This is a genomic window from Mycobacterium sp. 48b (assembly GCF_048282725.1).
GTDB lineage: Bacteria > Actinomycetota > Actinomycetes > Mycobacteriales > Mycobacteriaceae > Mycobacterium.
This window is the reverse complement of the sequence record NZ_JBLVUL010000001.1, coordinates 1,664,234-1,682,069: the sequence shown is the minus strand read 5'-3', so window position 1 is coordinate 1,682,069 and position 17,836 is coordinate 1,664,234. Positions and strand designations below refer to the sequence as shown.

17 protein-coding genes and 1 riboswitch are annotated in these 17,836 nt (G+C 66.4%); of the genes, 9 read left to right on the top strand and 8 right to left on the bottom strand.

All coding sequences use genetic code 11. From position 1 onward, the window contains the following. The first annotated feature begins 73 nt into the window (after positions 1-73). Genes ACNQR1_RS07885 through frdD form a run of 5 tightly spaced genes read left to right on the top strand, consistent with a single transcriptional unit; the run spans position 74 to position 3,540 of the window. Complete coding sequence (locus ACNQR1_RS07885) at positions 74-316, top strand: hypothetical protein (protein ID WP_044521792.1); 243 nt, start codon at positions 74-76, stop codon at positions 314-316. 9 nt (positions 317-325) lie between these two features. Beyond that, a complete protein-coding gene (gene frdA, locus ACNQR1_RS07880; protein ID WP_418045302.1) occupies positions 326-2,068 on the top strand; it encodes a fumarate reductase (quinol) flavoprotein subunit in 1,743 nt (580 codons plus the stop codon). 1 nt (position 2,069) lies between these two features. Beyond that, the gene (locus ACNQR1_RS07875; protein ID WP_418045300.1) at positions 2,070-2,813 is read left to right on the top strand and encodes a succinate dehydrogenase/fumarate reductase iron-sulfur subunit; all 744 of its coding nucleotides are present in this window, start codon (positions 2,070-2,072) and stop codon (positions 2,811-2,813) included. Further along, on the top strand, positions 2,810-3,184 hold the full coding sequence (locus ACNQR1_RS07870; protein WP_418045298.1) for a fumarate reductase subunit C: 375 nt from the start codon (positions 2,810-2,812) through the stop codon (positions 3,182-3,184). The genes ACNQR1_RS07875 and ACNQR1_RS07870 overlap by 4 nt, the downstream gene beginning before the upstream one ends. Continuing rightward, positions 3,181-3,540, top strand: a complete 360-nt coding sequence (gene frdD / locus ACNQR1_RS07865) for a fumarate reductase subunit FrdD (RefSeq protein WP_418045296.1) — start codon at positions 3,181-3,183, stop codon at positions 3,538-3,540. Before ACNQR1_RS07870 ends, frdD begins: the two co-directional genes overlap by 4 nt. A gap of 43 nt (positions 3,541-3,583) precedes the next feature. Here frdD and ACNQR1_RS07860 read toward each other — a convergent pair whose 3' ends face one another. The 5 genes from ACNQR1_RS07860 to ACNQR1_RS07840 form a co-directional block, all read right to left on the bottom strand. Beyond that, complete coding sequence (locus ACNQR1_RS07860; RefSeq protein WP_418045294.1) at positions 3,584-4,033, bottom strand: SRPBCC family protein; 450 nt, start codon at positions 4,031-4,033, stop codon at positions 3,584-3,586. Between the two features lie 3 nt (positions 4,034-4,036). Further along, on the bottom strand, positions 4,037-4,216 hold the full coding sequence (locus tag ACNQR1_RS07855; protein WP_418045292.1) for an antitoxin: 180 nt from the start codon (positions 4,214-4,216) through the stop codon (positions 4,037-4,039). 68 nt (positions 4,217-4,284) lie between these two features. Then, entirely contained in the window at positions 4,285-6,669 is a 2,385-nt protein-coding gene (locus ACNQR1_RS07850; protein ID WP_418045290.1) for a cation-translocating P-type ATPase, read from the bottom strand. A 65-nt stretch (positions 6,670-6,734) separates the two neighbouring features. Further along, entirely contained in the window at positions 6,735-7,853 is a 1,119-nt protein-coding gene (locus tag ACNQR1_RS07845; protein WP_418045288.1) for an MBL fold metallo-hydrolase, read from the bottom strand. A 1-nt stretch (position 7,854) separates the two neighbouring features. Further along, on the bottom strand, positions 7,855-8,589 hold the full coding sequence (locus ACNQR1_RS07840; RefSeq protein ID WP_418045286.1) for an enoyl-CoA hydratase: 735 nt from the start codon (positions 8,587-8,589) through the stop codon (positions 7,855-7,857). A gap of 26 nt (positions 8,590-8,615) precedes the next feature. Between ACNQR1_RS07840 and ACNQR1_RS07835 the strand changes: the two genes are divergently transcribed. After that, positions 8,616-10,085 carry a carboxyl transferase domain-containing protein gene (locus ACNQR1_RS07835; protein WP_418045284.1) on the top strand — a complete coding sequence of 490 codons (1,470 nt, stop codon included), beginning with the start codon at positions 8,616-8,618 and terminating at the stop codon, positions 10,083-10,085. 69 nt (positions 10,086-10,154) lie between these two features. Here the strand turns inward: ACNQR1_RS07835 and ACNQR1_RS07830 are convergent, their stop codons facing one another. Both ACNQR1_RS07830 and ACNQR1_RS07825 read right to left on the bottom strand, forming a co-directional pair. Beyond that, a complete protein-coding gene (locus ACNQR1_RS07830; RefSeq protein WP_418050313.1) occupies positions 10,155-12,149 on the bottom strand; it encodes a YhgE/Pip family protein in 1,995 nt (664 codons plus the stop codon). A 14-nt stretch (positions 12,150-12,163) separates the two neighbouring features. Next, on the bottom strand, positions 12,164-12,904 hold the full coding sequence (locus ACNQR1_RS07825) for an ATP-binding cassette domain-containing protein (RefSeq protein WP_418045282.1): 741 nt from the start codon (positions 12,902-12,904) through the stop codon (positions 12,164-12,166). A gap of 221 nt (positions 12,905-13,125) precedes the next feature. After that, positions 13,126-13,298: riboswitch (M-box (ykoK) riboswitch) on the top strand. A gap of 280 nt (positions 13,299-13,578) precedes the next feature. Between ACNQR1_RS07825 and ACNQR1_RS07820 the strand changes: the two genes are divergently transcribed. From ACNQR1_RS07820 to ACNQR1_RS07810, 3 genes are all read left to right on the top strand, one after another. Continuing rightward, on the top strand, positions 13,579-13,752 hold the full coding sequence (locus ACNQR1_RS07820) for a hypothetical protein (RefSeq protein ID WP_418045280.1): 174 nt from the start codon (positions 13,579-13,581) through the stop codon (positions 13,750-13,752). A 132-nt stretch (positions 13,753-13,884) separates the two neighbouring features. Continuing rightward, entirely contained in the window at positions 13,885-16,569 is a 2,685-nt protein-coding gene (gene mgtA / locus ACNQR1_RS07815) for a magnesium-translocating P-type ATPase (protein WP_418045278.1), read from the top strand. Between the two features lie 25 nt (positions 16,570-16,594). After that, positions 16,595-17,431 carry a VOC family protein gene (locus tag ACNQR1_RS07810; RefSeq protein ID WP_418045276.1) on the top strand — a complete coding sequence of 279 codons (837 nt, stop codon included), beginning with the start codon at positions 16,595-16,597 and terminating at the stop codon, positions 17,429-17,431. Here ACNQR1_RS07810 and ACNQR1_RS07805 read toward each other — a convergent pair. Next, positions 17,412-17,810: a hypothetical protein gene (locus ACNQR1_RS07805; protein WP_418045274.1), complete on the bottom strand. Its 399-nt coding sequence runs from the start codon at positions 17,808-17,810 to the stop codon at positions 17,412-17,414. The genes ACNQR1_RS07810 and ACNQR1_RS07805 overlap by 20 nt on opposite strands. Positions 17,811-17,836: the final 26 nt, after the last annotated feature.

The following is a 17,836-nucleotide window of genomic DNA, read 5'->3' as shown; positions in this document are numbered from 1 at the left end:
TAGACGGGCGGGCCTGTTCAGGCCTACGCTGATGTGATCTGGATCACTTAGCCGGACCCGAGGAGGCGGACTGATGACCGCCACAACGACGCATTTCCCCAGCCAGAAGGCGCCCTGCGGGCGCACCACCCAGGGCGACCACCATATCGAGGATGACGACGACGGCCTGAGCTTCGACGACTTCACGTTCGCCTGCGGCTGCCGCGAGACTCGCCACACCTACCACGACGGCTGCGTGAGCATCCGCACCATCAGGCACGACGGCAAGGTCCTCCGAGACGAGCGCTGCCGCGAACATGAGGCCTTCGAAGTCTGAGATCAGCCGATGACGGCCTCACACGACATCGTGGTGATCGGCGGGGGCGGCGCCGGTCTGCGCGCCGCGATCGCCATCGCCGAAACCGACCCGCGCCTATCCGTGGCCATCGTGTCGAAGGTGTATCCGATGCGCAGCCACACCGTATCGGCCGAAGGCGGCGCGGCCGCTGTAGCCGGGGCCGACGACAGCATCGACGAACACGCCTACGACACGATCTCCGGCGGGGATTGGCTGTGCGATCAGGACGCCGTCGAGGCATTCGTCGCCGAAGCACCCCGTGAGCTCATGCAACTCGAGCACTGGGGCTGTCCGTGGAGCCGTACACCGGACGGGCACATCGCTGTTCGCGCCTTCGGCGGAATGAAGAAGCTGCGCACCTGGTTCGCCGCCGACAAGACCGGATTCCACCTGCTGCACACCTTGTTCCAGCGCGTGCTGTCCTACCCGGGGATCGCCCGTTACGACGAATGGTTCGCCACCAAACTGCTCGTCGACGACGGCGTGGTGCGCGGCCTGGTTGCGATCGAGCTGGCCACCGGACGGATCGAGACCATCCTGGCCGACGCGGTGATCATGTGCACCGGCGGATGCGGCCGGGTGTTCCCGTTCACCACCAACGCCAACATCAAGACCGGCGACGGCATGGCGTTGGCGTTTCGGGCCGGAGCACCGCTGAAGGACATGGAATTCGTGCAGTACCACCCAACCGGGTTGCCGTTCACCGGGATCCTGATCACCGAGGCCGCCCGCGCCGAGGGGGGATGGCTGCTCAACAAGGACGGATACCGGTACCTGCAGGACTACGACCTGGGCACACCCACGCCCGAACCCAAACTGCGCAGCATGGAACTCGGCCCCAGAGATCGGCTTTCACAGGCGTTCGTCCATGAGCTGGACAACGGCCGCACCGACGAAACCCACTATGGTCCTGTGGTTTACCTGGACCTGAGGCACCTGGGCGCCAAGCTCATCGACGCCAAGCTGCCGTTCGTCCGGGAACTGTGTCGCGACTATCAGCACATCGACCCGGTCTCGGAGCTGGTGCCGGTACGACCCGTCGTGCACTACATGATGGGCGGCGTTCACACCGACATCAACGGTGCAACAACACTTCCCGGGCTCTACGCCGCCGGCGAGACCGCGTGCGTCAGCATCAACGGAGCCAATCGGCTGGGTTCGAACTCACTGCCCGAGCTGCTGGTGTTCGGCGCCAGGGTCGGATGCGCGGCGGCCGAGTACGTGTCCGCGGCCGGTACGGCTCCCGCCTCGGTGCAGACACAGGCCCGCACCGAGGAGCAGCGGCTGGAACACGACCTCGGCCGGCGCGCCGAAAGCGACGGCGAACGCATCGCCGACATCCGCACCGACATGCAGAGCGTGCTGGAGACGGCCGCAGGCATCTACCGCGACGGCCCCACCCTGGCCAAGGCGGCCGCGCAGGTGAGCGAACTGCAGGAGCGCTTCGTCGATGCCGGCATCGACGATCACAGCCACACCTTCAACACGGAACTGCCGGCATTTCTGGAGCTGTCGGGAATGCTCGACATCGCCCAGACGATCATCGAATCGGCCTCGCACCGCACCGAATCCCGCGGCGCGCACCAGCGGACCGATTTCCCCAACCGCGACGACGAGCACTTCCTCGCCCACACCATGGCCTATCGAGAGCCCGACGGCTCAGCACGGATCGACTACCTGCCGGTCACCATCACCCGCTGGCCGCCGGGCGAACGCGTCTACGGGAGATGACATGGCTGACCGAATTGTCATGGAAGTGGCCCGGTATCGGCCTGAAACCGACAGCGAGCCGGTGCTCCAGGCCTACGACGTTCCGCTCACCCGGGAGTGGGCGGTACTGGACGGACTGAACTACATCAAAGACCGGCTCGACGGCACGTTGAGCTTCCGGTGGTCCTGCCGGATGGGGATCTGCGGCAGTTGCGGGATGACGATCAACGGTGACCCGAAGCTGGCGTGCGCCACCTTTCTCGTCGACTATCTGCCCGAGCCGGTACGGGTGGAGCCCATGCGCAACTTCCCGGTGATCCGCGATCTCGTCGTCGACATCAGCGACTTCATGACCAAGCTCCCCCGGGTCAAGCCGTGGATCATCCGCGACGACGACGCACCGGCCGAGGATGTCGAATACCGCCAAACCCCAGCAGAACTCGACGAGTTCAAGAAGTTCAGCATGTGCATCAACTGCATGCTGTGCTACTCGGCATGTCCGGTCTACGCGCTGGACCCGGATTTCCTGGGACCCGCGGCGATCGCATTGGCCCAGCGGTACAACCTCGATTCCCGCGACGAAGGCGAGGACGACCGGCGCGATGTGCTGTCCGCCGCCGACGGCGCGTGGGCGTGCACGTACGTCGGTGAATGCTCGGTGGCCTGCCCCAAGGGCGTCGATCCCGCCGGCGCGATCCAGCGCTACAAGCTCACGGCCGCAACGCATTCGGCGAAGAGCCTGCTGCTCCCGAGGGCCGCCCGATGACGACCTACCGGCAGCCCGTGCCGCTCTTGTGGTGGACCAGACGGCGTTCCTACCTGCGGTACATGCTGCGTGAGGCCAGTTGTAAGGCCGTGGCCTGGTCGGTGGTGTACCTGGGATTGCTGGTCTGGGCGCTCGGCAGCGGGCGCCACGAGTGGTTCCAGAACTTCAGCAGACATCCGCTGGTGATCGCGCTGAACCTGCTGGTGCTGGCATTCCTGTTGTTGCACACCGTGACCTGGTTCAGCCTGGCGCCGCGCGCGATGGTCGTGCACCTGCGGGGCAGGCAGGTGCCCGCGGGCGCGGTGCTTGCCGGGCATTACGCCGCATGGCTTGTCGTCTCGGCGGTGATCGCATGGGTGGTGCTGACATGAACGCCCCGGCCCGCCGGACGCCGGAACCGTTCTTCTGGCTGTTGTTCTCGGCCGGCGGCATGGTGACCGCGCTGACGCTGCCGGTGCTGATGCTGCTGTTCGGCGTGGTGTTCCCGCTCGGCCTGCTCGACTGGCCCGATCAGGCCCACCTGTCGGCAGTGGTGGGCAATCCCCTGACCAGGGTCGTGCTGGCCGGCATCTTTGTGCTGGGGTTGTTCCACTGGGCCCACCGGTTCCGCTTCATGCTCGAGCATGGCCTGAAACTCGGCCGCTTCGATCGGGCGATCGCAATCTGCAGCTACGGCGCGGCCGCTTTGGGCTCGATCGTGGCGATCTTGGTGTTGCTCACCCTGTAGTGCGAGCAGTCTCCCGCCTACGGGAGACTGCTCGCGACAGACACTACGAAGTCGCGTACAGCGCCTTGAACTTGTTGAGCGACTGCTGGATATCGCCCTTGAGCGCGGCCGCCACCACCATGCCGATCGGCCCGAACAGGGCCGGACCACCGAGGTGCACGTCGAAGGACACTTTCGCGCCCTCACCGCCGTCCACCGAGGCCGGGGTGATCTTTCCGATCAGCTTGACCTTCACCCCGCCACGGCCGTCGCCGTTGAGGGTCAGGGACTGCGGCGGCTTGTAGCTCACCAGCGTCCACTTCACCCGGTTCAACATGCCTTTGACCTCGACAATCGAGTCGATGACCGTGCCCTTTTCCAGGGTTTCGGGCAACTTCGAGCGCCAGGCCCGGTGGATGCTGAGCCACTCGTCGTAACGGGACAGATCTGAGGCGTACTCCCACGCCTTCTCCGGCGGCAACGGAACATCGACGGAGACAGACAATTTAGCCATAAGTTACTGCTGCGGTTCTTCCTTGTTGATGGCGTTCTTCGCCGCTTCCTGCGCCTTGTCGACATGCTGGCTGTACTTGCCCTGCGTCTTCTCGTCGACGATGTCGCCGGCCTTTTCGATGGCCTGCTCGACCTTGTCAGCGTTCTGCGACAAAAGGTCCTTGGCCTTGTCCAGGAATCCCATCAGCCCACCCTATCTCTCGATACCTTCTCGGTGTTCAACCGAACCTCGCACATTGTGCTCGCTGCCAGCTATCTCCACAACCGGCGTTTCTCCCCCAGCACCGCACCCTGCACCCACCACAACACCTCGATCAACCCGGCTCCGACCAGGCCAATGCCGAGCGCGATCCCGGTGACCTTGAGATTCGACGGATCCAGCATGAACAGACGCTGAGCCAGCGGCAAACAGAAAATCAGCACATACGCCAGGCCCGAGCCCGCGACCAGGGCCACGCGCCACCACTCATACGGCCGTGCCACCACCGAAAGCACCCACAACGAGGACACCAGCAACGTGATCAGCGCCGCGGTCGAGGCCTGGGTCTGCTCCACCGCGCTGGCCTCCCGGCCCTGATAGGCCACCAGGTAGGAGACGAACGTTGCGGTGCCGACCACCAGTCCAGACGGGAGCGCCGCCGTCATCACCCGGCGCACGAAACCCGAGTGGGCGCGCTCGTTGTTCGGGGCCAGCGACAGGATGAAGGCCGGGATGCCGATGGTGAACCAGGCCGCGATGGTGACGTGGATCGGCTGGAACGGGAACAACAGCGGATCGGTACCGAACCATTCAGCAGACAGTCCGGCGAACCCCACCAGGATCGCCAGCAGCACCGAGTAGACGGTCTTGGTGAGAAACAGGTTCGAAACCCGCTCGATGTTGCCGATCACCCGGCGGCCCTCGCCGACCACATAGGGCAGAGTGGCGAACTTGTTGTCCAACAACACGATCTGCGCCACCGCACGCGACGCCGAGCTACCCGAGCCCATCGCGACGCCGATATCGGCGTCCTTGAGTGCCAGCACGTCGTTGACGCCGTCCCCCGTCATGGCCACCGTGTGCCCGCGCGACTGCAGGGCGTGCACCATGGCCCGCTTCTGATCCGGGCGCACGCGGCCGAACGTGGTGTACTCCTCCAGCGCGTCGGCCAACTGCTCCGGTTCGTGGGGCAACTGCCGGGCATCGAGCGTCTCGCCGTGCAGGCCGAGCTTTCCTGCCACCGCACCCACCGAAACGGCGTTGTCTCCGGAGATCACCTTCACCGAAACATGCTGGGAAGCAAAGTAGTCGAGGGTGTCGCCGGCGTCCGGCCGGATCCGCTGCTCGAGCACCACCAACGCGACGGGCGTGACGGTGCCTGGAGCCTGCGGCGCGTCGACCGCCAGATCCGAAGACCCCACCAGCAGCACCCGCAGTCCCTGGGCGCCGATCTCCTCGGCCTGCTCGGCCACCGGCGAGCCCGAGTCCAGCAATACGTCCGGGGCACCGATCACCCAGTTGCCGTGCTCGCCGTAGGACGCACCACTCCACTTGGTGGCCGACTTGAACGGAGCCGTCGCGGTGGCCGTCCAACCCGGCGACGTCGCGAAGGCTTCGGCGATGGCCACCATGCTTGCGTTGGGACGCGCGTCATCTGCGGCCAGCTGCGCCAATACCTGAGCGACATCGTCTTGCCGGTCCGCGTGGCAGTGCTTCAAATCACTGACACGCATGCCGTTTTCGGTGAGCGTGCCGGTCTTGTCCGCACACACCACATCGACGCGGGCCAGGCCTTCGATCGCGGGAAGCTCGTTGACCAGGCACTGGCGCCGGCCCAGCCGCACCACGCCGACCGCGAACGCGATCGACGTCATCAGCACCAGACCTTCTGGGACCATCGGCACCAGCGCACCTACCATGCGCAGCACCGCGTCCTGCCAGTCGGCGTGGGTGGTGAACAGCTGGGTGTAGATGGTGAGCAGGCCGGCAGGCACCAGCAGGTAGGTGATGAACTGCAGGATCTTGTTGATGCCGTTGCGCAGTTCGGATTTCACCAGGGTGAACTTGGACGCCTCCTCGGCCAGCTTCGCGGCGTAGGCCTCATGCCCCACCTTGGTCGCCCGGTACGCACCGGAGCCCGCCACCACGAAACTGCCCGACATCACCGCCTCGCCAACCTCTTTGACGATCGGATCGGCCTCACCGGTCAGCAATGACTCGTCGACCTCAAGGTTGGATTCCTCGATGACCTCGCCGTCCACCACGATCTGATCGCCGGGCCCGAGTTCGATGATGTCGTCGAGCACCACCTCACTGGGCAGCACTGCGCGACTACCGGATTCCCTACGGACCGTGGGCTTGGCCTGCCCGACGATGGCCAGCTTGTCCAGGGTCTGTTTGGCCCGGACCTCCTGAATGATGCCGATCGCGCTGTTGGCGATGATCAACAGGCCGAACGCGCCGTTGATGACCGACCCGGTCGACATCACGATCAGGAACAGCACACCCAGAATCGCGTTGATCCGGGTGAACACGTTGCCGCGGATGATGTCCGAGATGCTGCGCGCAGCACGCGTCGGGACATCGTTGCTCTTGCCCTCGGCGACCCGCTGGGCCACCTCGGCTTCGGTGAGACCAGTGACATTGATCGTCGTCATGCGCGCAGAGTCCTCGTCCCGTCTCAGTCGTGGTGCTCAGACGTCAGTTTGCCATCCGTGGGCGGTTAAAACTCCCACCACGGATCGAGTGCCGCAGACTCGGCGTCCACCCGTTGCCCGGGCCGCGGCACGGCGATCTGCACCCCGGCCGGGTCGGCCGCCGTCAGCAACCGTCGCACCGGATCGGCCCACGGGTGGGGGGCCAGCCGGAACGTCGCCCAGTGGACCGGCACCAGCAGCCCGGAATCGGTGACGTCCAGGTGGGCGCGCACCGCTTCCTCCGGATTCATGTGGATGTCGGGCCAGCTCGGGTGGTAGGCCCCGACCGGCAACAGGGTCAGATCGAAAGGACCGTATTCCGAACCGATTTCGGAGAAGCTCTTGGTGTAGCCGGTATCCCCGCCGAAGAACGCCCGGTGCTGCGGACCGATGAAGGCCCACGAGGCCCACAGCGTGGTGTTGCGCTGGAACAGCCGGCCGGAGAAGTGCCGGGCCGGCGTGCACACCAGGGTCAGCTCGCCGATCCGGTGGCTCTCGTTCCAGTCCAGCTCGATGATGCGGTCTTCCGGTATCCGCCACTTGCGCAGGTGCGCGCCGATCCCCAACGGCACCACGAACGGTGCCCGCTGGGTGCGGGCCAGACCCAGCACGGTCTCGATGTCCAGGTGGTCGTAGTGATCGTGGCTGATCACCACGGCATCGACAGCAGGCAGTGCCTCCAGCGGCACCGGCGGTTCGTGCAGCCGCTGTGGTCCCACCACGCGCGACGGCGAACAGCGACGGCTCCACACTGGATCGGTCAGCACCCGGTACCCGTCGATCTCGACCAGCGCGGTGGAGTGCCCGTACCAGGACACCGCACATGGGGATACGGACTCCCCGGCTTCATTTTCAGCGGGATCGGCCAGCGGGATCGGCCCCGGCGGCCGGCTGGCCGAACGCGAGCTGAACATCTCGCTGATCAGCATGCGCCACTCTTCCCGGCTCATGGTGACGCCGGGAGAGGCCGGCTCGATGTTGACGAACACCCCGTCGGCGTACTGCAGGGACCGCTGCGCCACCGGGCGGATGTCGCGGGGCAGGGCCCCGACCGAGGCATAGGTCCCGCTCAGCGCGCGCAACAACCACCCGCCGGCCAGCAGTGACACCGACCTGGCACCCAACCGCAGCGCAGCGCCGAGCATGTCAGGCCCCGTTGAAGTTCGGGGGCCGCTTCTCGATCCGGGCCACCTGGGCTTCGATGACGTCCTGGCTGGCCCACGCCTTGTCGAACAGCTCCTTGTGGGCGGGCCACGACTCCTCGTAGGCGCCGTCGTCGTTGAGCACCCGCTTGGCGTGCTGCAGCGCCAGCGGGGCGAAGCCGGCGAGCTCGGCGGCCCACTTCTGCGCGTCGGCCAACGTCCCGATGCGGTTGGCCATGCCGGTCTGCAGCGCGGTCTCCGCGGTGAGCCGCTCGGCGCCGAGCAGCATGCCCCGCGCCCGGCCGTAGCCGACCAGCGAGGTCAGCCTGCGGATGCTCCAGTTGTCCAAGGCCAGGCCGTACTTCGCGACGGGGAACTGGAAGTAGGCGTTGGGGGCGACAACACGCAGGTCGCAGATCATCGAGAGGATCACACCCGCGCCGATCGCCGGGCCGTTGATCGCGCCGATGACCGGCACCGGAACCTTGTCGATCGCCAGGTTCAGCGCCAACGCCTTGTCGGGAAGCTTCTCGGCCATGCCTGCCGCATCGGTGAGGTCAGCTCCGGAGCTGAACACCGGGCCGGCGCCGGTCAGCACGATGGCCCGCACGTCCTCGGACGCGGCGCTCTCCACCGCCTCGCGCAGGCTGTCGACAAGCTCGCAGTTCAGCGCGTTGCGCCGCTCCTCGCGTTGCAGTTCCAGGGTCAGGACATTGCCGTCTCTGGTCACACCAATCATGTGGCCAGCCTATATACGCTCAAGCCGTGAGTCGGATCGGCGCCCGCGCGCTTCGTGATGCAGTGCTCGACGAGGGCTCGTTCCAGAGCTGGGACACCCCACCTCTTGAGATCGCCCGTTCTGAGGATTACCAGCGAGAACTGGCCGAAGCGTCGGCAAAGACCGGGCTCGACGAATCCGTGCTGACCGGCGAAGGAACCATCTTCGGCCGCCGCGTGGCCGTGGTGGCCTGCGAGTTCGACTTCCTGGCCGGGTCCATCGGGGTGGCCGCCGCCGAACGGATCACCGCCGCCGTGACGAGAGCCACAGCAGAGCGGCTGCCGCTGCTGGCCTCCCCGAGCTCGGGCGGAACCCGCATGCAGGAAGGCACTGTCGCATTCCTGCAGATGGTCAAGATCGCCGCAGCCGTCGAACTGCACAAGCAGGCCCACCTGCCCTACCTGGTGTATCTGCGCCACCCCACCACCGGCGGCGTCTTCGCCTCCTGGGGTTCGCTGGGGCACGTCACCGCCGCCGAGCCCGGCGCCCTGATCGGCTTCCTCGGTCCGCGGGTGTACGAGCACCTGTACGGCGAGCCTTTCCCCGCCGGTGTGCAGACCGCCGAGAACCTCCACGCCCACGGCGTCATCGACGGGGTGGTGCCGCTCGCGCTGCTGCGCGACACCCTGGACCGCACGCTGCGGGTGGTTTTGGACACTCCTGTCCCACCCCCCGCCGCCGAGGCGCCGGAACCACTGCCCGACGTGCCTGCCTGGGAATCGGTGCAGGCCTCGCGGCGGCCCGACCGTCCCGGCGTCGGATACCTGTTGCGGCGCGGCGCCACGGACCGGGTGCTGCTCTCCGGGACCGAACGCGGCGAGGCCGCGACGATGCTGCTGGCGCTGGCCCGCTTCGGCGGGCAGCCCGCGGTGGTGGTCGGTCAGCGCCGCAGTGAGGGTGGACTGGTCGGGCCCGGCGCCCTGCGTGAGGCCCGGCGGGGCATGGCGTTGGCGGCCGGACTGCAGCTGCCGCTGGTGCTGGTGATCGACACCCCGGGCCCGGCCCTGTCCATCGAGGCCGAGCAGGGTGGGCTGGCCGGTGAGATCGCCCGCTGCCTGGCCGAACTGGTCACGCTGGACACCCCGACGGTGTCGGTGCTGATGGGTCAGGGCAGCGGCGGGCCTGCGCTGGCGATGGTGCCCGCCGACCGGGTACTGGCCGCCGCCAACGGCTGGCTGGCCCCTCTGCCACCCGAGGGCGCCAGTGCGATCGTCTACCGTGACACCGCACATGCCGCCGAACTGGCTGCCGCGCAAGGGGTTCGATCTGTGGATCTGGTCCGGGCCGGTATCGCCGACGCGATCGTGCCTGAACATCCCGATGCCGCCGACGAGCCACGGGCATTCACCGCGAGACTGTCGGCGGCCATCGCCGGCGAGCTTTTCGCGCTGCGCGCCGTGCCCGCCGAGCAGCGATTGCAGACCCGGCTGGAGCGTTACCGGCGCATCGGGCTCTGAACCCCGCCGAGACTCACATGAGGGACAAAAATCGGCGCCGGATTTGTCCCTGGTGTGAGTCTCGATGACTCACACTTCGATCGGCGGGTGCAACCTGTCCATGGTGTACTGCCGGTCTCTTCGCGCGGCCCACGAACTGGCGGCCAGCGACACCACCAGCACACCGAGCAGCACCGCGATCGCGATCCACAGCCGGGAATCGATCCCGCCCACGATCAGCTGACGAAGACCGTTGACCGCGTAGGTCATCGGATCGACCGGGTGCAGTATCTGGAACGGTTTGGCGGTGGTCTCCACCGGATAGATGCCGCCGGCCGAGACCAGTTGCAGCATCAGGAAGGCCAGCGTCACCACCCGGCCCACCGACACCCCGAACAGGGCGTTGAACGCCTGGATCAAGGCCAGGAAGGTGCCCGCCACCAACAGCAGGAACGCCACGGTCGACAGCGGGTATCTCGCCTGCAGGCCCACCCCGAAATGCACCACCGCATACATCACCACGACCTGGCAGAACACGATCAGCAGGGCAGGCCAGTAGGAGGCCAGCACCACCCGCAGCGCCCCCAGACCGTTGACCACCGGACGGGACTGCAAGGGCTTCAACAACATCCAGATGATGAGCGCGCCGATGAACAGGGCCAGCGGCAGGAAGAACGGCGCGAAACCGGTACCGAACGTGGCGGCCGGATTGTGCGTCTGGATGTCCAGTGCCACGGGTGCGGCCAGGGTCCGCGCCACGTCGGTGCGCTGCTGCGGGGTCCACGACGGGACCTGGGTAGAGCCCTCCTTGAGCGCTGTGGCCAATTGCTGATTGCCGGCCTGAAGCTTTGCCGTGCCGGCCGCCAGTTCTCCTGCCCCGCTGGATAGTTGGCGCCCACCGTTGGCCAGTTGCACCAGACCGGTGTTGAGCCGCTGGGCGCCGCTGTTGAGTTGGTGCGCCCCGTCGCGCAATTTGACGACGTCGGAGCGCAACCCGCCGGTGACCGCTTTGGTGATGAAGACCCGCAGCTTGCTGTTCGGGTCGCCCAGCTCGTTCTCCAACTGGGTGGCGTTGTCACGCAACCGGATCAGGCCCTCGTCGGTGGTGGGATCGAGCCCGCGAGCCTGCAGTAGCCGTTGTGCACCGGCCAGGAACTCCCCGGTGTCACGGACCGCGGGATCCGGGTTGTTGCGCAGGAACCCGACTGCCTGGTCGACGATGGCCGCAGCCTGGGCCTGATCGATGTTCAGCGCCGCGATCCGATCGGTGGTCGAGCGCACCGCACCCGACAGCCGCTGTGCGGCCATGCCGACCTCGTTGGGGTCCAGGCCGAGTCCGCTGACCCGGTCCAGCACCGTGAGCAGCGGATCGGTCGCGGTGTCGACCGCAGTCGACAGCTGCCTGGTGCCCGCGGCCAGCTGCGCGGACCCGTCGCGCGCGGTGACCAGGCCCGCCGTCAGGGCGTCGGCGCCGGTGGACAACCGGTGCGCGCCGTCATTGGCCGCCGCGCTGCCGGTGGCCAGCTGCTGCGCGCCGTCGGCCGCCTTCACCAGTCCTGTTCCGGCATCGGTCAGCCCGGTCAGCACGGTGCCGAGCGTACGTTCGCCGATCTTGGCGTTGATCTGGTTGATCACCTCACGGGCGGCATTCTGGCCGATGATCGAGCCCAGGTAGTTGTTCGCGTCGTTGAACGTGAAGCGCACGCTGGCCTGGTGTGGCGAGCCGCCCGAGGGTGACGTGATGCTGGTGCTGAAGTCCTGCGGCAGCGTGATCGAGAAGTAGTACTTTCCGTCGGCCACACCGTCGGCCGCCTCCTGCGCCGAAACCCGGTGCAGCTGAAGCTGACCCGAATCCACCAACGCATCGGAGACCTCGTCCCCGGCCTTGATCTGTTGTCCCTCCGCGACGGCGCCCTGATCTTCGTTCACCAGCGCCACCGGAACCTTGTTCACCTCACCGAACGGGTTCCAGAACGCCCACAGGTACATCGCGCCGTACAACAGCGGCAGCAGGATGACCGTCACGAGCGCGATCCGCGGCATCGTGCCGCGCGAGAATCGTTTGAGGTCGGTGCCCAACGACATTCCGGCTAGCACGGCTACTCGCCACCTTTCTGCGAACCGGCCAGGTCGGCCAGCGTGGTGTTGGGCACTGCCACCTGGGCACGGACCGCCGAGACCAGATGGCCGGGCACGCCGTTGACCGTCGCGGTGATCACGGTCTGCCTCTCCCCCAGCGCGAACAGCCGTCCCAGCAGGATGTCGCGATTGCGGTCGTCGGTGAGGTGGTCGAGGTTGCCGACCACCAGCAGCGGCGGGGTGGCGGTGTTGGCCAGCGCGATCCGCAGCAGGATCTGGTCGAGCTCGGTGAGCCCGTCGAAGTACGCCGTCAGCGATGGCAACGGCAGATCACCGAACACCGGCGCGCACATGGCGGCCAGTGCGTCTTCGTCGGCCCGGCCCACCAGGGTGTACCACGGCGCGTCCCACCGGCGCTGCTCGGTCACCAGGTCGCGCACCGTCACCGACTCGGACACCGTGTCGAGTTCATCGATCCCGGCCAGAGCCGCGCGCCGGAAGATGTCGGTGGCCCGGGTGCGCCCGAATACGGTCAGCTGACCGCGCGCTGTCTTCATCCGCCCAGCCAGCGTCATCAGTAATGCGGTGCGCCCGGTGCCTGCCGGCGCGACCAGTACCGTAACGCCACCTTCGTCGATGTCGAGATCGACAGGCCCGTACACCGGGCCCCAGGGACCGTGCATGGCGATTGCGCGTGCAGTGATTGCCGGTGGCTTTTGCTCGTCCTCGCCGGCAACAGGCTCGGGACTTTGCTCAGGCATAGGCACATCACAACACATCCGGCGGGTGCGCACAGGCAACCGCAAAGCCCGCTGCCCTGCCGATTCTGGGGCGAATCCCGCGGAAACGCCGGGAGACTTCCGGTGACGGCCGTCACGCCCGAGGCTCGATGTGCCATTGCCGCACTGACACAACCGATTTGGCGAAGACATCTCGCAGCGAAACGTGTTGACAATTGCCTCGTGTAAGGTCTCTAATGAAAACCGCGCTTCGTTAGGTGAGGCTCCTACACGAACACAGGCCACTGATCCGACGACGTCGAGAGACGCCCAGGGTTAGGACAGGTCTTCCCGGCCTAAGGGATGACCCGAAGTGGCTTCCCACCTGCGGTGGGACACGTCGTGTAGTGCCAAAGCTCTGATGAGGAAGTGCTCGCGCCAGTCGGCGCGTTCGGCCATGTGCCCAACTTCCTCTTCAGCGTTGCATCTGACGATTGCGTCAGACCAGCGGCGCGCCGCGCGCCCGACAGCGAGGAGGTGACGACGACATGACGTCGAGTGACAGTCCGTATCCCAGTCCGATTCGAAAACGTCTGTCCATAAACATCTTTCCGCTGTCGATGCCCGCGTAGATCCGCCACCCCGAAACACCCGCGGTGGCCGGCCGCCGCATGAGTATCGACGCGGAGAGCTCCGATTGAACTGGAGATGATCCGATGCAGCGCAACACCTTTCTTCGTCATGCCCAAAGCGTGGTGAAGGGCCCCATCGCGTGGATCCACACGCGTGCGTCGCTGACTCCGCAGGAGCGGCACAACCTGAGGATGAACAGCACCCCGGTCGCGGTCCTGACCGCGTCCCTGGGCGGCGGCTCGCACACCGCTCGGTGAGCGGGCAGCCCAAATCAATTCGATCCGAACACCTTTCATTCCGCGCACCACTTCAAGTCCACCGAATCGACCCTCCTCCAGGCGATTCGGTGTGACTTGTGGTGCGCGCTCACCACCGACGGGAACAACCAGATGGATACCGCTGTCGACCAAACCGCCCTGGCGCCCACCACGCACGACGGCCGCACCCTGTCCCTGCGCGCAGCCGCTGAAGCACACAACGACCTGACCGTCACGCTGGCGAATGTGAGAGGCCACCTCGACGGCCTGACCGTCGAGGATGCCGCCGAACGCCTGGCCGGCGACGGCCCCAACGAGGTCGCCCACGACAAGACGCCACCCGCGTTCCTCCAGCTCCTGGAGGCCTTCAAGAACCCGTTCATCGCGGTACTCGTGGTGCTGGCCGCCATCAGCTCGGTGACCGACATCTACCTCCCGATCCGGGACGGACAGGACGCGGACTACACCGGCGTCTCGATCATCGTGACCATGGTCGCGCTCAGCGCCCTGCTGCGGTTCTGGCAGGAATACCGCTCGGGAAAGGCCGCCGAAACGCTCAAGGCGATGGTCCGGACCACCGCGACCGTCCGACGCCGAGCCAGCCCGGATGCCACCCCGGAACTCATGGAGATCCCGATGGCGCAGATCGTCACCGGTGACATCGTGCAACTGACGGCCGGCGACCTGGTCCCTGCCGACCTGCGCCTGATCGATTCTCGCGATCTGTTCGTCAGCCAGGCAGCACTGACCGGTGAGGCCCTGCCGGTGGAGAAGTACGACACCGCGGTCGCCGACGACGAGTCCGACCCGCTCGACCTGCCCGGCATCTGCTTCATGGGCACCAACGTGGTCAGTGGCACGGCCACGGCAGTCGTCGTATCGACCGGCGTACACACCTATTTCGGGTCGCTGGCCAAGGCGGTCGTGGGCTCCCGCGCGGAGACGGCCTTCGACCGGGGCGTCAACAGCGTGAGCTGGCTGCTGATCCGCTTCATGTCGGTGATGGTGCCGATCGTGTTGCTGATCAACGGTTTCACCAAAGGCGACTGGCCCTCGGCGTTCCTGTTCGCGCTCGCCGTCGCGGTAGGGCTCACCCCGGAAATGCTGCCGATGATCGTCTCGTCCAATCTCGCCAAGGGTGCCGTCGCATTGTCCCGTCGCAAGGTCGTGGTCAAGCGCCTCAACGCGATCCAGAACTTCGGCGCGATGGATGTGCTGTGCACCGACAAGACCGGCACGCTCACCCAGGACCGGATCATCCTCGAGCATCACGCGGACATCAGGGGCGATCGGGACGACAACGTGCTCACCCTGGCCTGGCTCAACAGCTTTCACCAGAGCGGCGTCAAGAATCTGATGGACCGTGCCGTCCTGCACTTCGCCGAAGACACACCCGAAGCGCTGGTCGCCGCGTCGGCATACCGCAAGGTCGACGAACTTCCGTTCGACTTCGAGCGACGCCGGCTGTCGGTTGTCGTGGCCGACGTCGACCGGAATCACCTGATGGTCTGCAAGGGGGCGGTCGAGGAGATGCTCGCCGTGTCGACCCAGGTGTGGGACGGCGCAGCGTGCCGGCCGCTCACCGCAGCCGACCGCGAGGCACTCGCCGAGACCGCGCGCGACTACAACCGCGACGGGTTCCGGGTGCTGCTGGTGGCCACCCGAGAGATCCCGCGCATCGAGCGCACGCACCGGTACCGCATCGAGGATGAGAAGGACCTCGTCGTTCGCGGCTTTCTCACCTTCCTCGATCCGCCGAAAGACACGGCCGCGCCTGCCATCACGGCGCTGGCCGAGCACGGCGTCACCGTGAAAGTTCTCACCGGTGACAACGAGATCGTCAGCGCCAAGATCTGCCACGAGGTGGGACTCGATCCCGGGCAGCCCATCCTCGGCTCCCAGATCGACACCCTCGACGACGACGCACTGCGACGAGTCGTCGACGACACAACCGTTTTCGCGAAACTGACGCCGCTACAGAAGTCCCGGGTGCTGCGGGCCCTTCAGGCCAACGGGCACACGGTCGGTTTCCTGGGCGACGGCATCAACGACGCACCCGCGCTGCGCGATGCGGATGTGGGCATCTCGGTCGACACCGGCACCGACATCGCCAAGGAATCGGCGGACATCATCCTGCTCGAGAAGAGCCTGATGGTGCTCGAAGAGGGTGTGGTCAAGGGCCGCGAGACCTTCGGCAACATCATCAAATACCTGAACATGACCGCCAGCTCGAACTTCGGCAATGTGTTCTCGGTGCTGGTGGCCAGCGCCTTCATCCCCTTCCTGCCGATGCTCGCGATCCACCTGCTGATCCAGAACCTGCTGTACGACATCTCCCAGCTGGCGTTGCCGTGGGACCGCATGGACAAGGAGTTTCTGCTCAAGCCGCGCAAGTGGGATGCCAGGAACATCGGCCGGTTCATGATCTGGATGGGACCGACGTCGTCGATCTTCGACATCACCACCTTCGCCGTGATGTGGTACGTCTTCGCGGCCAACTCGCCCGAGATGCAATCGCTGTTCCAGTCGGGCTGGTTCATCGAAAGCCTGCTCTCGCAGACCCTCGTCGTACACATGCTGCGCACCCGGAAGATCCCGTTCATCCAGAGCACCGCCACGTTGCCGGTGCTGCTGACGACCGGGGCGGTCTGCGTGCTCGGCATCCTGATCCCGTTCTCACCACTGGGGGCTGCCGTCGGATTGCAGCCCCTGCCGTGGGCGTACTTCGGATGGCTCGTCGCGACGTTGGTGGCCTACTGCGTGGTCGCACAGACCATGAAGACCATCTACATCCGCAAGTTCGGTCAGTGGTTCTGAGCACCTGAGATGCGACGATGGGCAGATGACCGAGGCAAGGACCTACCCACCCGGTGTCCCCTGCTGGGTGGACACCGACCAGCAGGATGTGGCTGCCGCCCAGGACTTTTACGGCCGGCTGTTCGGCTGGACGTTCGAGAACGTGCTGCCGGAGGAGGCCGAGGAGACCTACCTGATCGCCACCCTGGACGGTCACGATGTGGCGGCGATCGCGTCTGCACACACCGGGGACGAGATCACCTGGAACACCTATGTCGCGGTTGCCGATGCGGATACGACGGCCGAGGCGGTGACGGCCGCGGGCGGGACGGTGACGAGCGGGCCTGTCGACGCCGGACCCGGTGGGCGGCAGGCCGGCTGCGTCGATCCCCGTGGTGCGCACTTCAAGCTGTGGCAACCCCGCCGGCGCCTCGGTGCCCAGCTGGTCAATGTTCCCGGCGCCTGGAATTTCAGCAATCTGCAGACCACCGACCCGCAGGCCGCGGCGGCCTTCTACGCGCCATTGTTCAACTGGGAGTTCGACGTCGACGGCGCCGCGGCGATGATCCGCCGTCCGGGATATGGCGACCATCTGGCCGCAGGCGTCGACCCCGGGATCAAGGAACGTCACGCCACCGCGGGCACCCCGCCCGGATTCTCCGACGCGATCGCCTGGACGGGGCAGTTGTCCGACGAGGCACAGCCCGAGCACTGGCAGGTGGTATTCGCTGTGGCAAACCGCGATGATTCGGTCGCGCTGGCCGAAAAGCTCGGCGCCGCCGTGGTTTCCAGCGCCGACACCGAGTGGACGAACACCGCTGTGATCAAGGACCCGCAAGGCGCGCCGCTGGTCCTGAGCCAGTTCATCCCACCGACGGGCTGATCACCGAGCGGCGCCGGGTGCAGTAGGTCAACACAGCCGCGGCGATGACCACCTCGAGCAGAGCCAGCAGCGTCGCCGTCGTCATCATCGCCGAGGTCTGAGCGGGAGCCGTCACGCCATGGTGATGAACGGGCATCGGGGTGTGCAGGGCGATCATCGCCAGGCTCATCAAACCGATGGTGCACCAGACTGCCGGGGTGCCACTGCGCCACAGGTGAGCGGCGCAGTACAGACAACCCACGATCATCGCCGCCAGCACCGCAGCGGCCACCGGATTGACGGTCGCACCGAGCATCACCACGTGCAGCCCCGCCGAACTCACGGCCAGCAGGGCACACGTCCGACGCCCGAGAACACTGCAGGCGTGCGCGGCCGACATAGCTCCATCGTCGCAGCAATGGCAAG

Excerpts from the sequence above, each read along its gene's own strand:
- ACNQR1_RS07885 (WP_044521792.1), top strand. The coding sequence starts at position 74 with ATGACCGCCACAACGACGCATTTCCCCAGCCAGAAGGCGCCCTGCGGG.
- frdA (WP_418045302.1), top strand. The coding sequence starts at position 326 with ATGACGGCCTCACACGACATCGTGGTGATCGGCGGGGGCGGCGCCGGT.
- ACNQR1_RS07875 (WP_418045300.1), top strand. The coding sequence starts at position 2,070 with ATGGCTGACCGAATTGTCATGGAAGTGGCCCGGTATCGGCCTGAAACC.
- ACNQR1_RS07870 (WP_418045298.1), top strand. The coding sequence starts at position 2,810 with ATGACGACCTACCGGCAGCCCGTGCCGCTCTTGTGGTGGACCAGACGG.
- frdD (WP_418045296.1), top strand. The coding sequence starts at position 3,181 with ATGAACGCCCCGGCCCGCCGGACGCCGGAACCGTTCTTCTGGCTGTTG.
- ACNQR1_RS07860 (WP_418045294.1), bottom strand. The coding sequence starts at position 4,033 with ATGGCTAAATTGTCTGTCTCCGTCGATGTTCCGTTGCCGCCGGAGAAG.
- ACNQR1_RS07855 (WP_418045292.1), bottom strand. The coding sequence starts at position 4,216 with ATGGGATTCCTGGACAAGGCCAAGGACCTTTTGTCGCAGAACGCTGAC.
- ACNQR1_RS07850 (WP_418045290.1), bottom strand. The coding sequence starts at position 6,669 with ATGACGACGATCAATGTCACTGGTCTCACCGAAGCCGAGGTGGCCCAG.
- ACNQR1_RS07845 (WP_418045288.1), bottom strand. The coding sequence starts at position 7,853 with ATGCTCGGCGCTGCGCTGCGGTTGGGTGCCAGGTCGGTGTCACTGCTG.
- ACNQR1_RS07840 (WP_418045286.1), bottom strand. The coding sequence starts at position 8,589 with ATGATTGGTGTGACCAGAGACGGCAATGTCCTGACCCTGGAACTGCAA.
- ACNQR1_RS07830 (WP_418050313.1), bottom strand. The coding sequence starts at position 12,149 with ATGTCGTTGGGCACCGACCTCAAACGATTCTCGCGCGGCACGATGCCG.
- ACNQR1_RS07825 (WP_418045282.1), bottom strand. The coding sequence starts at position 12,904 with ATGCCTGAGCAAAGTCCCGAGCCTGTTGCCGGCGAGGACGAGCAAAAG.
- ACNQR1_RS07820 (WP_418045280.1), top strand. The coding sequence starts at position 13,579 with ATGCAGCGCAACACCTTTCTTCGTCATGCCCAAAGCGTGGTGAAGGGC.
- mgtA (WP_418045278.1), top strand. The coding sequence starts at position 13,885 with ATGGATACCGCTGTCGACCAAACCGCCCTGGCGCCCACCACGCACGAC.
- ACNQR1_RS07810 (WP_418045276.1), top strand. The coding sequence starts at position 16,595 with ATGACCGAGGCAAGGACCTACCCACCCGGTGTCCCCTGCTGGGTGGAC.
- ACNQR1_RS07805 (WP_418045274.1), bottom strand. The coding sequence starts at position 17,810 with ATGTCGGCCGCGCACGCCTGCAGTGTTCTCGGGCGTCGGACGTGTGCC.